The sequence below is a fragment of the Streptomyces sp. NPDC051315 genome, from assembly GCF_044455165.1.
In the GTDB taxonomy this organism is placed as follows: domain Bacteria; phylum Actinomycetota; class Actinomycetes; order Streptomycetales; family Streptomycetaceae; genus Streptomyces.
Window position 1 is genome coordinate 364,228 of sequence record NZ_JBITEN010000003.1, and the last position, 17,740, is coordinate 381,967.

At 75.1% G+C, this 17,740-nt stretch carries 17 protein-coding genes; 9 read left to right on the plus strand and 8 right to left on the minus strand.

What is annotated here, in order from left to right; all coding sequences use genetic code 11:
• Position 1 precedes the first annotated feature (1 nt).
• From ACIBBD_RS08000 to ACIBBD_RS08010, 3 genes are all read right to left on the minus strand, one after another.
• Entirely contained in the window at positions 2-1,024 is a 1,023-nt protein-coding gene (locus ACIBBD_RS08000) for an endonuclease/exonuclease/phosphatase family protein (protein ID WP_399418440.1), read from the minus strand.
• Positions 969-1,313: a hypothetical protein gene (locus ACIBBD_RS08005; protein WP_399418441.1), complete on the minus strand. Its 345-nt coding sequence runs from the start codon at positions 1,311-1,313 to the stop codon at positions 969-971. The genes ACIBBD_RS08000 and ACIBBD_RS08005 overlap by 56 nt, the downstream gene beginning before the upstream one ends.
• A 75-nt stretch (positions 1,314-1,388) precedes the next feature.
• Positions 1,389-2,189 (minus strand): alpha/beta fold hydrolase, encoded by an 801-nt coding sequence (locus ACIBBD_RS08010; RefSeq protein WP_399418442.1) that lies wholly within the window; start codon positions 2,187-2,189, stop codon positions 1,389-1,391.
• A 74-nt stretch (positions 2,190-2,263) separates the two neighbouring features.
• Here ACIBBD_RS08010 and ACIBBD_RS08015 point away from each other — a divergent pair, with 74 nt between their 5' ends.
• Positions 2,264-3,598, plus strand: coding sequence for an aminotransferase class I/II-fold pyridoxal phosphate-dependent enzyme (locus ACIBBD_RS08015; protein ID WP_399418672.1), 1,335 nt, complete (start codon positions 2,264-2,266; stop codon positions 3,596-3,598).
• Here ACIBBD_RS08015 and ACIBBD_RS08020 read toward each other — a convergent pair.
• A complete protein-coding gene (locus tag ACIBBD_RS08020) occupies positions 3,504-4,589 on the minus strand; it encodes a hypothetical protein (protein WP_399418443.1) in 1,086 nt (361 codons plus the stop codon). The genes ACIBBD_RS08015 and ACIBBD_RS08020 overlap by 95 nt on opposite strands.
• A 351-nt stretch (positions 4,590-4,940) precedes the next feature.
• On the minus strand, positions 4,941-5,384 hold the full coding sequence (locus tag ACIBBD_RS08025; RefSeq protein WP_399418444.1) for a hypothetical protein: 444 nt from the start codon (positions 5,382-5,384) through the stop codon (positions 4,941-4,943).
• A 336-nt stretch (positions 5,385-5,720) separates the two neighbouring features.
• On the opposite strand from ACIBBD_RS08025, the gene ACIBBD_RS08030 reads away from it, so the two are divergent.
• Complete coding sequence (locus ACIBBD_RS08030) at positions 5,721-6,947, plus strand: PP2C family protein-serine/threonine phosphatase (RefSeq protein ID WP_399418445.1); 1,227 nt, start codon at positions 5,721-5,723, stop codon at positions 6,945-6,947.
• Between the two features lie 63 nt (positions 6,948-7,010).
• A complete protein-coding gene (locus ACIBBD_RS08035) occupies positions 7,011-8,273 on the plus strand; it encodes a hypothetical protein (protein WP_399418446.1) in 1,263 nt (420 codons plus the stop codon).
• An 89-nt stretch (positions 8,274-8,362) separates the two neighbouring features.
• Here ACIBBD_RS08035 and ACIBBD_RS08040 read toward each other — a convergent pair whose 3' ends face one another.
• Positions 8,363-8,539 (minus strand): hypothetical protein, encoded by a 177-nt coding sequence (locus ACIBBD_RS08040; protein WP_399418447.1) that lies wholly within the window; start codon positions 8,537-8,539, stop codon positions 8,363-8,365.
• Positions 8,540-8,814: 275 nt separating this feature from the next.
• Between ACIBBD_RS08040 and ACIBBD_RS08045 the strand changes: the two genes are divergently transcribed.
• The 4 genes from ACIBBD_RS08045 (at position 8,815) to ACIBBD_RS08060 (ending at position 12,947) form a co-directional block, all read left to right on the plus strand.
• Positions 8,815-10,173 carry a tetratricopeptide repeat protein gene (locus tag ACIBBD_RS08045; protein WP_399418448.1) on the plus strand — a complete coding sequence of 453 codons (1,359 nt, stop codon included), beginning with the start codon at positions 8,815-8,817 and terminating at the stop codon, positions 10,171-10,173.
• A 145-nt stretch (positions 10,174-10,318) separates the two neighbouring features.
• Complete coding sequence (locus tag ACIBBD_RS08050) at positions 10,319-11,320, plus strand: permease (protein WP_399418449.1); 1,002 nt, start codon at positions 10,319-10,321, stop codon at positions 11,318-11,320.
• On the plus strand, positions 11,317-12,144 hold the full coding sequence (locus ACIBBD_RS08055) for a TIGR03943 family putative permease subunit (RefSeq protein WP_399418450.1): 828 nt from the start codon (positions 11,317-11,319) through the stop codon (positions 12,142-12,144). Before ACIBBD_RS08050 ends, ACIBBD_RS08055 begins: the two co-directional genes overlap by 4 nt.
• Before the next feature lie 134 nt (positions 12,145-12,278).
• Complete coding sequence (locus ACIBBD_RS08060; RefSeq protein WP_399418673.1) at positions 12,279-12,947, plus strand: GAF and ANTAR domain-containing protein; 669 nt, start codon at positions 12,279-12,281, stop codon at positions 12,945-12,947.
• Between the two features lie 81 nt (positions 12,948-13,028).
• Here the strand turns inward: ACIBBD_RS08060 and ACIBBD_RS08065 are convergent, their stop codons facing one another.
• Entirely contained in the window at positions 13,029-13,799 is a 771-nt protein-coding gene (locus tag ACIBBD_RS08065; protein WP_399418451.1) for a hypothetical protein, read from the minus strand.
• Between the two features lie 332 nt (positions 13,800-14,131).
• Here ACIBBD_RS08065 and thrS point away from each other — a divergent pair, with 332 nt between their 5' ends.
• Together thrS and ACIBBD_RS08075 are read left to right on the plus strand one after the other, a co-directional pair.
• Positions 14,132-15,412, plus strand: coding sequence for a threonine--tRNA ligase (gene thrS / locus ACIBBD_RS08070; RefSeq protein WP_399418452.1), 1,281 nt, complete (start codon positions 14,132-14,134; stop codon positions 15,410-15,412).
• A 106-nt stretch (positions 15,413-15,518) separates the two neighbouring features.
• Complete coding sequence (locus ACIBBD_RS08075) at positions 15,519-16,481, plus strand: nucleoside hydrolase (protein WP_399418453.1); 963 nt, start codon at positions 15,519-15,521, stop codon at positions 16,479-16,481.
• A gap of 166 nt (positions 16,482-16,647) precedes the next feature.
• Here the strand turns inward: ACIBBD_RS08075 and ACIBBD_RS08080 are convergent, their stop codons facing one another.
• Positions 16,648-17,598 carry an LAETG motif-containing sortase-dependent surface protein gene (locus ACIBBD_RS08080; protein WP_399418454.1) on the minus strand — a complete coding sequence of 317 codons (951 nt, stop codon included), beginning with the start codon at positions 17,596-17,598 and terminating at the stop codon, positions 16,648-16,650.
• Between the last annotated feature and the right edge of the window lie 142 nt (positions 17,599-17,740).

A 17,740-nucleotide genomic window follows, 5' to 3' on the forward strand; every position in this document is an offset into this window, starting at 1 on the left:
GTCATCGTGGCCGGTGCAGGGTGAGGTCCACGAGCAGCGAGCGGTGGTCGGTGCGGGGAAGGCGGAGGAAGCGGGCGCGGCGCGCGGAGAACTCCCCGGAGACGAGGACGTGGTCGATCTGGGCGCCGAAGGCGGGGGTCGTCCGGCTGGGCCAGGTGGGCTCGCGGTGTGCTCCGGCGAGGCGGGCGGCGTCGTACAGCCCGGTGTCGAGGATGCCGCGGAAGGCGGCGTGGTCCTGGGAGGCGTTGAAGTCGCCGGCGAGGATGAGGGGCCCGTCGTCGCGGTGGGCGCCGGCGAAGTCCCGCAGCCGGCCCAGCTCCCGCTTCCACAGGGCGACCTGGCGGGGCAGCGGCGGCATGGGGTGCGCGAGCTGGAGCCGTACGGCGTGCCCGTCGACGTCGGCGACGGCACCGGGCATGCCCATGCGGCCGGGGACGCCGGCGGTGGGCGTGAGCGGGAAGCGGCTGAGGATGACCGACCCGACGGAGGTGCCCCCCTCCACGGCCCGCCGGTGCGGATAGCGCTCCCCGAGTTCGCGGGTGACCGCCGCCTGGCAGCCGTACTCGCACTCCTCGACGAAGACGAGGTCGGGTTTCTCCCGGCGCACGGCGGTGATCAGCGCGTCCGTCGCCCACCCGAACTCGACGTTCGAGGTCAGCACCCGCACCCGCGCGACCGCCGCCCCCTCGGGCCGGCCGGTCGCGCCGTACGGCTCGACGAACCAGGCGAGCAGCCCGAGCAGGACGGTCCCCCACAGCAGCCCGGGCCACCACCGGGCGAGCAGGCACAGCAGCAGCCCCAGCCCGGTCGGCACGAGCAGCCACGGCAGGAAGGCGAGCAGCTGCGGTACGGGGGTGAAGGCGTCGGTGTCACCCGCCCGGCACCCCACGACCACGCTCACCCCGGCGAACAGCAGTCCCGCGCACCAGCCGCCGGCCGGCCGTACCCACCCCCGCCCGCCGGACACGTCAGCGGAACTCCCGGACGACCTCGATGCGTCCGACGATGTGCGCGTTGAACTCATCCAGCTCCTCCGCCGGTACCCAGAGCTCCAGGATGGTCTCTCCCCCGGCCTGCCGCACCGGATACCGGGCGAGGAAGTCGCTGTCGACCTCGAACCGGGTGACGTATCCGGCGCCGGACGCGGGGACGTTCCAGTCACGGGCGATCCGGATCGCGTAGTCCTCGTTCAGCACCGGGTAGAAGATCGGCTGCTCGGGCAGCCGCGGCGGCCAGGCCGTCCACCCGGAGGCCTCGACGAGGGCGAGCTCCTCGGGGCCGGTGGGGCGCCAGAGGGTGGTGGTCGTACGCATGGGCTGTGACGGTAGCCGGGCGGCCGGCGGCACGGCGAAGGGAATACCGGCGGCGGGGCGGGCGGGCCGGGCGGGTCACCCGGCGGCGTGTGTGTCGACGCGGCTCAGGAAGTCGCCCAGCACCTCGTTGAACTCCCCGGCCCGCTCCAGGTTGGGCATGTGCGCGCATCCGTCGATCACCTTCAGGACGGAGTCCGGCACCAGGGCGTGCATGGCCCGCGCGTCGGAGACCGGGGTGAACTCGTCGTCGGCGCCGACGACGATCAGGGTGGGGGCGGTGACGCGGGTCAGCAGGGGGCGGTAGTCGGGGCGTTCGGCGCGACCACGGAGGGCCGCGGCGGCGCCCTCGGGGGGTGCGGTCGTCATCATGCGGTGGACGTGGGCCTTGACGTCGGGGGCCGCGTAGGGGGCGACCATCTTGTCCAGGACCTCGTCGGCGTAGCCGCGCATGCCCTCCCGCAGCAGACGGTCGGCCATCGCGTTGCGGGCGGTCCGGCCGGCGGGCGTCTCGGGGGACGGGAAGGTGTCGGCGAGGACCAGGCCGCGGACGCGGTCGCCGAAGCGGGCGTAGCACTCCATCGCGATCTGGCCGCCCATCGACAGCCCGGCCAGCACGAAGGCGTCCACCTTCAGGTCGTCGAGGAGCTCCTCGATGTCCTGGGCGAAGCGGGCGAGGGGGGTGATGCCGGGGGTGACGGGTGAGGCGCCGTAGCCGCGCAGGTCGGGGGCGACGACGCGGCGGGTGGGGGCGAAGGCCGCCAGCTGAGGGGTCCACATCGTGTGGTCGAAGGGGTGGCCGTGGACGAGGACCAAGGGGACGCGGTTTCCTGGGGAGGAATCAGCGCCTTTGTCCTCGTATGCGAGGAAGGGTGCCATGGCGTCGACCCTAGGGGCGGCCAACTCCTCGGTGCAATAAGATCTTTGCCCTCGGTGCAATGCCAGGGGGAACCGTGGACGACTACCGGCGTATCGCCGACCGCATCGCCGCCGACATCGCCGCCGGACGGCTCGCCCCCGGTCAGCAGCTGCCTCCGCAGCGCCGGTTCGCCCGGCGTCACCGGATCGCCGCCTCGACGGCCGGCCGGGTGTACGGCGAACTCGTACGGCGCGGGCTGGTGGTGGGCGAGGTCGGACGCGGCACCTTCGTACGGGCCGCGCCGGCCGTCGGGCAGGGGCGGGCCCTCGTCGAGATGGCGACGGCCGCGCCGGTCAACCTGGAGCTCAACTACCCCTCCGCGCCCGGACAGTCCGACCTCCTCGCGCCCGCCCTCGCGCCGCTGCTGCGGCCCGACGTGCTGGGCGAGGCCCTGCGGCCGGCCGCCGCCGGCGGCACCGCCGCCGCCCGCGAGGCAGCGGCGGACCTGCTCGCCCTCCCCGGCTGGCGTCCCCGGCCCGGACAGCTCCTCTTCACGGGCAACGCCCGCCAGGCCATCGCCGCCGCGCTCGCCTCCCTGGTCCGGCCGGGCGGCCGGGCCGGCGTGGAGGAACTGACGTATCCGCTGGTCAAGGAGATCGCCGCCCGGCTGGGCATCGTGCTGGTGCCGATCGCCGGTGACGACGAGGGGGTACGGCCGGACGCCCTCGCCGCCGCCCACCGCGCCGCTCCCCTCTCCGCCCTCTACCTCCAGCCCGCCCTGCACAACCCGACCTCGCTGACCACGAGCGAACGGCGTCTGGCCGACCTCGGCCGCGCGGTGGCCGACCTCGGCCTGCCCGTCGTCGAGGACCGCATCTGGTCCTTCCTCCGGCCGGACGCCGTTCCGCTGGCCGCCCACGCTCCCGAGCTCACGCATGTCGTCGACGGCCTGTCCAAGCGGGTCGCGCCGGGACTGACCGTCGGCTTCCTCGCCGTCCCGCCGCACCGCGTCGAGGCGGTGGCCGGCGCGGTGCGGTCCGGGGGGTGGAGCGCGGGGCGGTTCGCGCTGGAGGCCGCGGTGCGGTGGACCGGGGACGGGACGGTCGCGCGGCTGGTGGCGGCCAAACGCGCGGACGCGGCCCGCCGGCAACGGCTGCTCGCCACCCACCTGCACGGGTTCGCCGTACGGACCGCCCCGCACGCCTACTTCGCCTGGTGGCAGCTGCCCGCCCCCTGGCGCGCCGACACCTTCACCGCCGCGGCCGCCGCCCACGGCATCGCCGTCACCCCCGGCCCCACCTTCACCGTCGACCCCCACCGCACCCCGAACGCGGTCAGACTGGGCCTCGCGTCGGCGGAGGAGGGGGAACTGGTCCGGGCGCTGGGGGTGCTGGCGGGGGTGGCGCGGGAGGGGGGCGGTGCCGGCTGAGGACGGGGGCGGAGCCCCAGTCGGGTGCGGAGCGGTGAGGACGCCGGGGCGGGCGGCCCGCGGGGGTGCGGGGCGGGGCCGCGGGGCGAGCTCCGTTTCTCGTCCGGGTGTTTCGGGCGGGTGGGTGGGTCAAGGCCGGTCGAAGGCCGGCGCAGCGCACCCGTCGGCCGGCCCACACCCCGCCCGCCACCGTCAGCCCCACCCCCACCAGCAGCCAGGACGCCGTACGCAGCGTCGCCGTGAGCGCGTCGTAGATGGCGGCCGCGGCCGGCCGGTGGCTCTGGTCGGCGAGGTCCGCCAGGGTGAGGCGGCGGCCGATCGCCACCGCCAGCGCGAGGCAGGCGCCGCCGAGGGCCGTGCCGAGCGCGGTCGCGGCGAGGGCCCGGCGCCGGCCGACGGCCACGCCGATGCCCGTGACGGCGAGGGCGACCGCCGCGAGCGGGAGCCAGAACCCGGCGATGTCCAGCACGTGGTAGCCCTTCCGGAGCGCGGCGAGCTCGCCGGCCGGGAGGAGGGCGACGCGGGTGTGCGTGACCGGGACCTTGTCCGCGAACGGCACGTGGTCGGCGGCGAGTTGGTGCTTGAGGCGGGTGGCCACCGGCGCCAGGTCGACGGTGACCCCGCCGCCCCGGTCGGCGTGCAGCGCCGTCATGACGGCCTTGTGCGCCTCCTCGTTGCCCGCGTCCCACGCCCTGCGGTAGGCCGCGGTGTGGGTGAAGGAGCGCACGGCGTCGTGCACGAAGGGCGTGACCTCGGGGTGGAGGGGGCGGCGCCGGTCGGACGCCGCCTCGCGCAGGAGGCCGTCGGCCACCGTGTCCACGACCTCGTCCCGTACGGCCGGGTCGGAGGCGAGGGGAGCCATCGTGGTGACGTAGCGGCCGGTGTCCGTCAGGCCGTACGCGGCCCAGGCCGCCAGCGTGCCGAAGGGCAGCAGGAGGCAGGCGAGGGCGATGAGGACGGCCGAGAGGGCGGTCCGCAGGCGTCGTGACACGTATCCAGGCAACGGGGTGCGGGGGAGGGTGCGCCAGCGGGGAGCCGCCGGTCGGGTGGCGACGGCACCCGGTGGGGCGGCGGCCGGGACCCGGTGGGGTGGAGGCCGGCACCCGCTGGGGTGGCGATCGGGACCCGGTGGGGTGGCCACCGGGACCGTTGGGGCGACAGGGGAGCGTGTGCTCCGGTGGAGGGTTCACCCGAACGGGTGTCTCATGGAGGTGGGGACAACAGGACTTCCGGAACCTCGTCGGGCGGGTGGGATCGGATCCCGCTCGCGCGGTGAGTGGAGGGATGAGGGAAACGTGGGCCCCGGCGGGGAACCGCCGGGGTCCACGGATGCGCGCGGCCGTCAGCGGACGGGACGGCCTTCCGCGTCCTCGTGCGTGTAGTAGCGGTAGAACAGCACCGCGAAGAAGCCCGCCGCGATCACCAGCGCGATGCCGGTGGAGTACAGCACGCTCGCCCCGGTCTGGTTGATCAGGAAACCGAACGCGCAGCCGGCGAACGCCGACCACAGCAGGGCGTGCCCTTCGCGCTCGAGCCGCGGGGCCAGGGCGCGTACGGCGACGTACAGCGCGATGAACACGAGCGCGGTCACGAAGCCGAACAGGATGTTCCAGCCGGTGATGGGTCCGCCGCTGCGCTGGTTGGCGGCGGCCCAGTAGCCGTAGACGAGCCCGATGACGACGGGCACCGCCCACTTCGCGATCCGGTGGGTCCGCTCGCCGAAGACATCGGGCGGCGGTGTCGTGGCACGGGGCAGCATGCCCGGTGTCGGTGCCGCTTGAGCCATGAGAGCGCTCCTTCCTCTCCTCGTCCCCGCTTTCCAGGGCACACCTGGGCGGGGGCGGTGGCAAGTCGTCGGACCCGCACGGCACCCGGTCGACGCCGATGCCGTCCACCCGTCGCGGTCCACCCGTCCCGCAACGGGTGGACGGCGACGGGCCGCCTTCGCGGTCCACCCGTCCCGCGCCGGGCGCGACGGGCCGCGTGCCCGGATGCGGCCGGCCCCCTCCCGTGTTTCGCTGACCTCATGAAGCGGCCTCATGCGGCGGGGCCCCTCGTGCGGCGGGGCCCTCACGCGGCGGGGCACCTCGTGCGGCGGGGCCCTCACGCGGCGGGGCACCTCGTGAAGCGGGACCAGGGGCTGTTCGACCGCTCTTCGCGGGTCCGGCGCCGGGACGGCCTGCAACGCCACCAGCTGCTCCAGGTCCGCGGTCGCAGTGTCACCTGGCTGGTGCCGCTGGTGACGCTGGTCGTCATCGTCGTGGTCGACTTCAACACCACGGGTGAGTTCCGGATCGTCTCCTGGTGCGTGTTCGTCGCCGCCATCGCCGCCGCCCTGTGCGGGGTGTGGACGACGGCCCTCTTCGCGGTCCTCGCGCTCGTCACGTACGTCGGGGCGGACGCGGCGTGGCCGTACCAGTACCGGGCGGGGCCCGCCGACTTCGTCCTCGTCCTCGTCGGCGGGGTCCTCTCCGTCCTCGCGGCCGACGTGCGGGTGCGCTCCGAACGGCGGATGCTGCACATGCGGCACATCGCCGAGACCACCCGCCGTACCGTGCTGCGCCCGCTGCCGCCCGGCTGGGGCGGCCTCGACCACGCGGCGGTGTACCTGGCCGCCGACGCCGACGCCCGCATGGGCGGCGACTTCTACGACATCCAGCCCGGCCCGCACGGCACCCGCGTCCTCCTCGGCGACGTGCAGGGCAAGGGGCTGGGCGCGGTGGAGGCGGCGGCCGCGCTGCTCGGCACGTTCCGTGAGGCCGCCTACCACGAGCCGGACCTCACGACCGTCGCCGCCCGGCTGGAGACCCGGATGCGACGGCACCGGCTGCACACCGTGGCCCTCGGGCGCGACGACGGGGACCGGTTCGCCACGGCCGTGCTGATCGGCTTCCCGCAGGAGGAGCGGGACGTGGTGGACGTCGTCGGCTTCGGTCATGAGCCGCCGCTGGCGGTCGGTCCGGCGGGCGTACGGCCCCTGCCGCACGGCGACGGCCTCCCCCTCGGCCTCGGCGACCTCGCCGCCGGCCTCGGTGACCCCGCCGCCGAAGGCCCCCCGCCCGTCCGGCGCGCCTTCCTCGCCCCCGACGAGACGCTGCTGCTGGTCACCGACGGGGTCACCGAGGCCCGCGACCGCGCCGGCGCCTTCTATCCGCTCGCCGACGACCTCACCGAGGCCCTCGCCCACGACCCCCGGACCGCCGAGCCCGCCCGCCTGGTCGCCCACGTCCGGGACCGCACCCTGGCCCACTGCGGCGGTCGTCTCGCCGACGACACGACGATCTTCGCGGTGCGGCGGGAGGGGGCGGATGCCCACGAAGGCCCCGAACGGGGACGTTTGCAGTCCTGAGGTCCACCTTTGCAGCAGCAGCGGTTACGGTGCTGACGTACGTGATCGACAGGGGGAGGGACGATGCCCGGAACCGTGCTGCTGCTCGCGGCCTCACCCGTGGGCAAGGGGTGCCTGGTGGACGCGGCCTCCGTACTTCCCGTGCTCGCGGCCGTACCGCCCTCCGTGCTGGCCGGTACCGACACCGCGAACGTCGTCGAACTCGCCGATCCGCTGGAGCCGCAGGCCGTCCTCACCCGGCTGCGGGCCGCCGCGACCGCGCCCGGGCCGCTGACCGTGTTCGTCACCGGTCAGCTCCAGCTCGACCGCCGTCAGCGGCTGCCCCACCTGGCGCTGGCCCGTACGACGCCGGCGACCGTCCGGTACACGGCCTTCCCCTGGCACTGGTTCCGGGAGGAACTGCGGCTGCGGCAGGCCGGGTCGACGACGCTGCTGCTCGATCTGCACGCGGACGCGGAGACGTGGGAGTGGCTGCGGGGGCGTGCCCTGGACTGCGGGCCCGGGGTCGCCGTGCACGGCCGTGTGGCGCCACCGGCCGGGCGGCGGAAGGTGGCCGCGCCCACGTACATGAAGGCCGTCGCGACGGTGTTGCGGAGCGGCGGCCGTCCGCCCGTGGAGCAACTGCACCAGACGGCGCTGGCCCGGATCGCCGGCGAGGGGGAGGTCGGGGACCTGGTGCTGTCCGGGACGGGTGTCGGTGTCGGTGCCGGGTTCGCCCCCGCCCAGGGGTTCTCCCCCGTCGCCGTTCCGGCCGCCACCGTCCCCGTGTCTGTCCCCGTCCCCGTCCCGGAGGGCCATCGGCCCCAGGCCCCCGTCCCGGCCGGGGCCGGACCCCGCCCGCAGGCTCCCCCGGTCACGGCACCCCGGGACGCGCCGCGCCCACCCGCCTCCGTCGAGGAGGCCGACGACCCGCACGCCGCCATCACCACCGCCGTCCAGTCCGGCAACCACGCCGACGCCGACGCCCTGGCCGCCCGCTGGGAGCAGGCCGCCGCGGCCGCGCACGGGCCGGGGTCGCAGCAGGCGTTGCACTGGACGGAGGTGCGGGCCGACCTGGCGATGTTCGCGGGCGACGCGGAACGCAGCTGCCGTACCTGGATGGCCGTCGCGGCGGCGCGGCTGACCGCCGGGCAGCCGGTCGACGCGCCCGCAGTGGAGGCGGCCGTGGACCGGGCGCACCACCAGTGGGGCCGCATAACGGACCGGACCCGCGCCCGCGACCTCGGCCCCGCCCTGGCCGACCTCCGCACCCGCGTCCCCGGCCGCCGTCAGGGCGCCCTGGACCACGTCCGCCGTCAACTGCGCCAGCTCCAGACCCAGGACTGAGCCGCCCGGCCGGCCGCCCCTCACCCGCGGCGGGAAACCCCGCGGGTCAGTCCCGCTGGCCGCCCCGTATCCCTGGCTGCCCCGTATCCCTAGCCGCCCCGGACCCGGCCCTCCGACACGGCCGGCGTCGGGCGGGGGTCGGTCGCGTGGGCCGGGACCGCGTTGGCCGCGGTGACGAGTGCCGCGGTGGCGACGACGGCCGCGGCGAGGGCTCTGGCGTACCGGCTGGAAGAACGTCCGTGGGGTGCGGTGGTGCGTCCGGGCACGGCAACCTCGCAGCGTCGGCGACTACGGCGGGCGGAGGGCGAAGGGCGGGCGACGAGTGCCCGGGGGGAGGGAGGACGACGCCCGGCGGGCGGGAGGGTGTCTGGCGGGCAGGGGGTGTCTGGCGGGCAGGGGGTGTGTCTGGCGGTCAAAAAGCGAGTTCTGCCACGGGGGGTGGCGTCAACCATGTATTAAGCATGGTTAATACGCCGTTTAACCTAGGGGCTGTGCGAGCCTGACGGCAAGGGGCCGAACGGCAGTCGGGGGGAGTCGGGGCGTGGGTGTGCGGGACGAACCCGAGGTCATCGGGCGCCGGGTGCAGCGCCTGCGCGTCGAACGCGGGCTGACCCAGCGGCATCTGGCCGAACCGACCTACACCCCCGCCTACATCTCGACGCTGGAGGCGGGCCGCGTGCGCCCCTCCGACGAGGCGCTCAAGCACATCGCCGAGCGGCTCGGCGTGGACTTTGAGGAGCTGGCCACCGGGCGCTCGGCCCGTCTCGTCACCGACCTCAGACTGCGCCTCACCGAGGCCCAGCGGGCCCTCGCCACCGGGGAGGCCCAGGACGCGGCCGCCCAGTACGCCCGCCTGCTGGCGGAGGCCGAGCAGCACGGGCTGGAGGAGGAACGCGCCACCGCGCTGCTCGGGCTCGGGGAGTGCGCGATCTCCACCGGCGACCTGGAGACGGCCCGGGAGCACTTCGAACGCGCCGAGGGATGCCTGGCCGACGCGTCCCTGCCCACCCGCGTCCCCGCCCTGCGCGGCCGCGCCGTCGCCCACTACCTCGCCGGTGAACTCCGGTACGCCGTCTACCTGCTGGAGTCCACCCTCGACGAACTGAACCGGGGCGGACTGCACGACCCCGACGCCCTCCTGCTGCTCTACGCCTCCGTCATCGGCCCCTACATGGACATGGGCGCCCACGCCCGCGCCGCCCAGGCCGCCGAGTTCGCCCTCGCCCTCGCCCCCCAGGTCGGCGACCCCGCCCTCGTGGCGCACATGCACCGCTCCGTCGCCCGCACCCTCCTCGCCGAGGGCCGCCTCGCCGAGGCCGACGCCTCCCTCGCCAAGGCCGCCGAGCTCTACCGTCAGCTCCAGCTCCGCACCGAACTCGCCAACTGCCACTGGATGCGCGGCTACGTCTACGCCCAGAACGGCCAACTGGAGCGGGCCGAGGCCGAGTTGCGGCAGGCCCAGGCCATGCTCTCCGCGCAGCGGGCCGCCCTCTACAGCAGTCAGGTCGCCGTCGAGCTGGCCGACGTACTGCACCGCAGGGGCGAGTCGCGGGAGGCGGCCGCACTGCTGCACGACGTGCTCGGGGACCTCTCCCCCGAGCGCGGGGCCGTGCACTCCGCCGGGGCGCACCGGCTGCTCGGCATCATCGCCGAGGACGCCCGCGACACGGAGGCCGCCGAGGAGCACTACGTCCGCGCCCTGAGCCTCCTCGAACGCGCGGGCGCCGTCGGTGACCTCGCCGACCTGTGCCGGCTCCTCGGGGACCTGCTGCGGCGCACGGGCCGGGTGGAGGCCGCCCTCGACGCCTACCGGACGGGACTCGGCCACCGTACGGCCCCCGGCACCACCACCCTGGGTCCCGCACCCGCCCAGCCGCCCCTGTACCCGCCGGCCCTGTAGCGGACCCGTCCCGTCCCAGGTCACCGTCCCAGGTCACTCGTCACAGGTCGCTCTCGGGCGAATCCTGGGCGGCCCACAGGCGCCCTCACTAGCGTGCCCGCGACACCGACGGACGGTACGGACGGACGAGGGCGGTAATCCCGGCGTGCAGAACCAACGCACTGTGGCCGACGGGCTGTGGGTCGTCGTGCGCGCGTTCGTGTACGCCGTCCTCGGCGGCACGGCGCTGATCGCCGTCGCGACCGTCGTGGCCGTGCTGGGCCCGACGCTCGCGCTCGACCTGTACACCCCGCCGGTGGCCGCCTGGTGGACGGTCTTCACGGCCATCGCCGTCCAGGGGGTGCCGTTCCTGCTCCTCGGTACGGTCGTCTCGGCGGCGATCGGCGCGTTCGTGCCGGAGCGGGTGCTCAAGCGGCTGCTGCCGCGCACTCCCGCGCTGGCCGTGCCGGTCGCGGGGGTGGCCGGGGCGGTGCTGCCCGGCTGCGAGTGCGCGTCCGTGCCGGTGGCCGGGAGCCTGATGCGGCGCGGGGTGGCCCCGGCGGCGGCCCTCGCCTTCCTGCTCTCGGCGCCCGCGATCAACCCGGTGGTGCTCGTCGCCACCTCGATCGCCTTCCCGGGCCGGCCGGAGATGGTCCTCGCCCGCCTCCTCGCCTCGCTCGGCACCGCCGTGGTCATGGGCTGGCTGTGGGCGAGGTTCGGGAAGGAGAAGTGGCTGCGCCCGCCGCGCCGCCCGGCCCCGCACGCCACCGGCGCCCGCGCCTTCCTCGTCGGCCTCCAGCACGACTTCCTGCACGCCGGCGGCTTCCTCGTGCTGGGCGCGGCGGCCGCGGCGACCTTCAACATCGTCGTCCCGCGCTCCGTGCTCGACGTGTTCACCGGCTCGCCCTGGGTGTCGGTGGCGCTGCTGGCCCTGCTGGCGGTCGTGCTGTGCGTGTGCAGCGAGGCCGACGCCTTCGTCGCCGCCTCCCTGAGTGCCTTCCCGGCGACCGCGCGGCTGGCGTTCATGGTGGTCGGCCCGATGGTCGACCTGAAACTGGTCGCCCTGCAGGCGGGTACCTTCGGCCGCGCCTTCGCGGTGCGGTTCGCGTCCGTGACCTGGGTGGTGGCCGTGACGGCCAGTGTGCTCGTGGGGTGGTGGCTGCTGTGAGGCGGTTCGGACCGGCGGTGCTGCTCCTGCTGACCGGAGGGGCGGTGCTGCGCGTCACGCTCTTCAGCGAGCTGTACCTGCGGTACGTGCAGGCGGGGCTACGGCCGTACCTGATCGTCTCCGGGGTGGCACTGGTGCTGCTCGGAGCGGCGGCGGCGGTCCTGCGCGGCCGTACGCCGGACGACGGCGAGGACGGCCAGGACGGCGAAGAGGTCAAGGGCGGCGAGGACGGCGAAGAGGTCAAGGACGTCGTCAAGGACGATGACGAGCACGAGGAACCGTCACACGATCCCGATCCCGATCCCGGTCACGGCCACGCGCACCACCCCGCCGGATCCCGCCTCGCCTGGCTGCTCGCCCTCCCCGCCCTCGCCCTGCTCCTCTTCCCGCCGCCCGCCCTCGGTTCCTACAGCGCCGACCGGGAGGCCGCCCGGCGGGCCGCGCAGGGGATGGGCACCTTCCCGGCGCTCCCGGGCGGGGACCCGGTGGGGCTCACCGTCGCGGAGTTCAGCTCACGGGCGATCTACGACAGCGGCCGCTCCCTGAAGGGGCGCACCGTCCGGCTGACCGGCTTCGTCACCCACGGGGACGACGGCACCTGGTACGTCACCCGTCTCGCCGTCGCCTGCTGCGCCGCCGACGCCACCGTCGGCAAGATCGAGGTCCGTGACGCGGACGCGCTGCCCACCGACACCTGGATCACCGTCACCGGCACCTGGCACCCGAAGGGCGCCCTGGGCTCCGACGACGCCTGGCCGCCGGTCCTCGACGCGGCGACGGTCACCCGCGTGAAGCAGCCGGCGGATCCGTACGAGAAGGCGTAGCGGCACCGGTTTTCCCGGCGGGCTGGGGGTACCCGGCCGGACGACGGGCAGTGTCTGTGCGGCAGGCGTACGCGGAGGTGGTCGGCGTGCGCGATCGGAACCGGGAGCGGATCACCGACGTGATCGCCCAGGAGATGCGGGACGCCGAGCCCGGTGAGGTGCCGGAGCGGCTGTGTGCGGCGGCGGTGCGGCTGCTGCCGGTGAGCGGGGCGAGCGTGTCGCTGCGGGGTGACGGGATGCCCGTACCGCTGAGCGCGAGCAGTGAGCGGGCCGCGCATCTGATGGAGGTCCAGGCCACGCTGGGTGACGGGCCCTGTCTGCGGGCCGCGGAGACCGGTGCGCCCGTCTTCGCCTGCGACCTGACGGCCGGCCGGGACGCCTCCCGCTGGCCGGTGTTCGCGCAGCAGGCGGCGGCCGCCGGGGTGGGCGCGGTGTACGCGCTGCCGCTGGGCGACCGATCGGTGTGCGTGGGCACCCTCGACCTCTACCGGGACGTCCCCGGCGAGCTGGCCGCCGACGACATCCGCACGGCGCGTTTCGTGGCCGACGTCCTGACGGTGGCCCTGATGGCGCTGCCGCGCGGGGAGGAGGCCGGCCGGCTCGGCGACGGCCTCTGGCTGAGCCCGCTGGCCACCGACCACGACGAGGTGTACCAGGCCGTCGGCATGGTCATGGCCCAGCGGGGCGTCGCCTCCGACGAGGCCCTCGCCCTCCTGCGGGCCCACGCCTTCGCCGAGGGCCGCACGGTGCTCGACATGGCCCACGACGTGGTCGCCCGCTCGACCCGCTTCGACCCCGACTGACGAAGGGGGGCGACGGGACGGACGCCCCGATCGCCCCGGATCGCCTCCCCTGATCGCCGCAGGCGAGCAGGAGCGCGGGGTTCACACCTGCACCCGCCCCTGCTTCCTGACCTCCGTCAGCCGCTGCACCCCCAGCTGCACCGCCGCCTGCGTGGCCTCGTTCGGTACGTCGTTCACGCTGCCGTTGGTGAGGGCGAAGGTGTCCTGCCCGGCGCGGACGGCGGCCACGTCGAGGGAGAGGGCGAACGGTTCGCCGTCGGTGTCCCAGTCGGTCAGCGTGACCCGCAGCCCCTGCCGGACGTCACCGACCTCCGGCAGGGGCAGGTCGGTGACCGTCACGTCCAGCACGGTGCCGTCCGGCGCCTTCGCCGTGAACCGCGCGCACTTCTGCGGCAGTGTCCCCAGCCAGGCCAGCGCACGGTCCGCCTGGTCGGGGCGGCGGTCGGTGAGCTGGTAGCGCAACTGGGCCTCGCTGTCGGGGTCGTCGAGCGCGACGACCGCGCGGGCGGGTCCGCCGAGCGGCTCGTCGGTGTACAGGCGGTCGAGGAACTTCTGGCATTCCGCGGTCGGGGTGGTGGCCTTGAGCAGGCCGTCCCGCCAGGTGGCCGCGCCGCGCGTCGGGGTCCAGGGCGCGCCGAGGTCGGTGACGGTGATCAGGGCGGCCTGTGCCTGCTCGGCGGTGAGGACGGTGGCGGCGGAGGCGGTGGACGTGCCCGACGACGACTTCTGGACGGTGGGGAGGGCCGGCCGGGCGGTCGGTGGATGCTCCAGGCCGAGGGTGGCGCAGGCGCTGGTGGTGAGGAGCAGCCCGGTGACGGAGAAAGCGCAGGCGAGCAGGGTACGGCGGGTCATCGGGCTGCCTCCTGGTGGGCGGGGATCTGCGCGGGTGCCTCCTCTCACGGCACCACCACGGCCGGGGGCCGACCAGCGCGGCGGGCCGTCCGGGTTACGCCGGTTGGTGCGGGCGGGTGGCCGGAGGGCGCGGCGGCGGCCCCGCGGGAAAACCGATCGCCCGCCCGCGCACCGCCTTGCTACGGTCGCCCCATGCAGCGCGCCCTCAAGTCCCTCACGACGACGCCGGAGAGTGTCCCGGCGCGCTGACCACTGGATGTCCGAAGCCCCGGGGCGAGTGCCCCGGGGCTTCGTCGTGCGGGCGCTCGCCTCTCCCCCGAGAGGAACCCACCGTGAACCACCCTCACGCCCACGACCCTCACGCCCACGATTCCCACGCCCACGCCCCCCGCCCCGCCGACCACCGCCGGCTCGGCCGGGAACTGGACCTGTTCGACACCGACCCCCTCATCGGCGCCGGCCTGCCGTACTGGCTGCCCGACGGGGCGGTCGTCCGGCACACCCTGGAGGAGTACGTCCGGGAGGCGGAGCGGGCCGCCGGCTACCGGCACGTGTACTCGCCGGTCCTCGGCAAACGCGACCTGTACGAGATCTCGGGCCACTGGGACCACTACCGCGACGACATGTTCCCGCCCATGAACCTGGGCGCCGACCAGGTCGTCCTGCGCCCCAGCCTGTGCCCCCACCACGCCCTGATCTACCGCTCACGGTCCCGGAGCTACCGCGAACTCCCCCTCCGCATGGCCGAGTTGGGCGGTATGTACCGCTCGGAGCCGTCCGGGGTGCTCGGTGGTCTCACCCGGGTCCGGGCCATCACCCTCAACGACGCCCACATCTTCTGCACCCTGGAGCAGGCGGTGGAGGAGGCCCGCGCGGCCCTCACCCTGATCGCCCGCGCCTACGCCGACCTCGGCATCCGCGCCTCCCGCCACCGCCTCTCCCTCCCCGGCGAGGGCGGCAAGTACGTGGCCGACCCGGAGCTGTGGCGCCGGGCGACCGCGCTGCTCCAGGAGGTCCTCGACGGTTCCGGCGTCGACTACGAGGCCGCCGAGGGCGAGGCCGCCTTCTACGGTCCCAAGATCGACGTGCAGATCACCGATCCCGCGGGCCGCGAGGCCACCCTGTCCACCGTCCAGATCGACTTCCACCAGCCCGAACGCTTCGACCTGCACTACATCGGCGCCGACGGCGCCAAACACCGGCCCGTCATGGTCCACCGCAGTGTCATCGGCAGCGTCGAACGGGCCGTCGCCCACCTCGTCGAGGCCCACGGTGGCGCCTTCCCGGTCTGGCTCGCGCCCGTGCACCTGGCGGTGCTGCCGGTGGGGGAGGCACAGGAGGAGCGGGCGCACGAGGTCGTACGGCAGGCGGTGGCGCGGGGGGTGCGGGCCGAGGTGCGCGGCCCCGGGGAGGGCACCCTCGGGGCGAGGATCCGGGCGGCGCGCCTGGTGCCGTACCAGGCGGTGATCGGGGAGCGGGAGGCCGAGGGCGACCTGGTGGCCGTACGGCTGCGGGACGGGCGGCGGCCGGGGGCGGTGCCGGTGGACGAGGTGCTGCACCGGATCGCCGGGCGGGTCGCGGATCGCGGGGCCGAACTGTGGGCGGCTGCGTAAGGTCGACGGCGTACCTGTACCGACGTACCCGTACGGACGTTCCCCGACCGACGTACGGGTACCGACGGACCCGTACCCCCATGCCCGTAGTGAGAGGAGCGCCCCTGTGACCGGTCGGCCCATTCCGGTGATCATCGACTGCGACACGGGTGTCGACGACGCCCTGGCCCTGCTGTTCGCCGTACGGCATCCCGGTCTCGAGGTGCGCGCGGTGACCTGCGTGGCCGGGAACACCGACGTGGACGGGGTGGTCCGCAACACCCTGACCGTGCTGGAGCAGGCCGGGGCGGGGGACATCCCGGTCGCGCGGGGTGCCGAGCGCCCGCTGATCGAACCCGTCCGCGCGGCGCGGCACGTGCACGGGCAGGACGGAATGGGCGACCTGGGGCTGCCCGCGCCGACCCGCGTCCCGGTCGACGTGGACGCGGTGACGCTGCTGCGGCGCGAGATCCTCGCCTCGCCGCGCCCGGTCACGCTCATCCCCACCGCGCCCCTCACCAACATCGCCCTGCTGCTGCGCACGCATCCGGAGGTGGTGCGGAACATCGAGCGGATCGTGTTCATGGGCGGCGCGGTGACGACGGGGAACGCCACGCCGGTCGCGGAGTTCAACGTGTGGCACGACCCGGAGGCCGCCGCGGTCCTGCTCACCGCGGGGGTGCCGATCACGATGTACGGGCTGGACGTGTTCAAGCGGGTCCTCGTCCCGGCGGCGGACGTCCAGCGGCTGCGCGCGAGTTCCGAACCCCGGCTGCGGATGGCCGGTGAGCTCCTCGCCCACCGCGACCCGGCCACCTCCGGCGATCCCACCCCCACGGGCGGCCTGGGCGACGCGGGTGCGGTCTGCGCGGTCGTCGACCCGGCGGGTCTGACCACCGAACGGCTGCCCGTCGAGGTCTCGCTGGCCCCCGGCCCCTCCCGCGGCCAGACGATCGTGGACCGCCGTCCCCGCCCCGGGGAGTCCGAGGTCCACCACGGCTTCCGCGAACAGCCCCTGGTGGACGTCGCGGTGGACGTGGACGTGGAGCGGTACGTCAACCTGTGGCTGACGACGGTCGAGAAGCCGTAGCCGCCGAACGGCGGCCGGACGGCCGCCGGACAGCCGACGCCGGCCGGTTTCCCACGGCCCGGCCGGCGTCGAGTCGTCGTACGAGAGGGTGACCTCTGGCGGGCCGCCGTCCCGCACGTCGCGGGTGGCCTCTGGCGGATCGCCCTCCCGCACCTCGCGGGTGCCCCTAGCGGGTCGCCCGCCTGCGCCGCGTCGCCACGACGATCGCCGCGCCGCCCGCCAGCAGGACCGCCGCGCCGCCGGCGATCAGGCCGGTAACGCCGTTCGCGCCGGTCTCCGCGAGGTCGCCGCCACCGCCGTTGGGGGTGGGCGCCGCGGGGGTGGTGGACTCCGGGGCGCCGGGCGTCGGGGTGGACGTCGACGGGGATGCGGACGGGGTCTGCGACGGGGTGTCCGAGGGGGTCTCGGACGGCGTCTCGGAGGCCGGCGCCGACGGCGACCCGGGGGCGCTCGGCGGCTGCGAGGACGGCGGGGCGGACGCCGGCGGCTGCTCGGTGACCGCGCAGTCGTCAAAGCCGCCGTTCCAGGCCGCGATCAGCTTGTCCTTGATGACCGGACGGTCCGGGCCCTTGGGCAGCTCGCCGTGTTCGAAGCCGTCCTCGGCGTCCAGCTCTCCGTCGAACTTCACCGCGCCCCGGTACAGGTCGATCTGCGCGTAGCAGCCCGCGTCCGGCACCGCGATGTCGAGGGTGCCGGTCCGCCCCGGCTTGACCGTCACCGTGTCGAAGTCGAGGAAGACCTGCTCGCCGGAGGTGCGGAAGTCCGCGCCGTGGGCCAGGTAGGAGGCGAGCGAGGCGGTGCAGGTGGTGGCCTGGTCGGCGGTGCGGACCGTGAGGTGGACCTTGCCGTCGCCGGTCGGCCGGAGGTTCTGGTCGTCGACGCGGACCGAGTCGAAGAAGCGGGTGCCGTCGAGCGAGAACTGACAGCGGTCGGTCTCCGTCTCCGTGCCCGCGCCCGTCCCCGGCTGGTACTGGCCGCCGGACTTCCAGCCGTCGCCGCCGGGCGTCCCGGTGGCAAAGGCGCCGGTGGCGGCGGCGACGGAGGCGGTGCACAGGGCGAGTGAAGCGGCGCCCGTCCCCAGCAGGCGGCGCACGGTGACACGTCTCGCTATGGACATGCGTATCCCATCTCGGCGAGTGACCGCCACGACGAGGCGAGGGCCGGAGCGGCGCAGGCCGGGGTGACGGTCAGATCAGAAGAAACACTGGGCCCATCGGTCACATGCGCCACAGCGTGGGCACATCGTGGGGCGCGCGGTG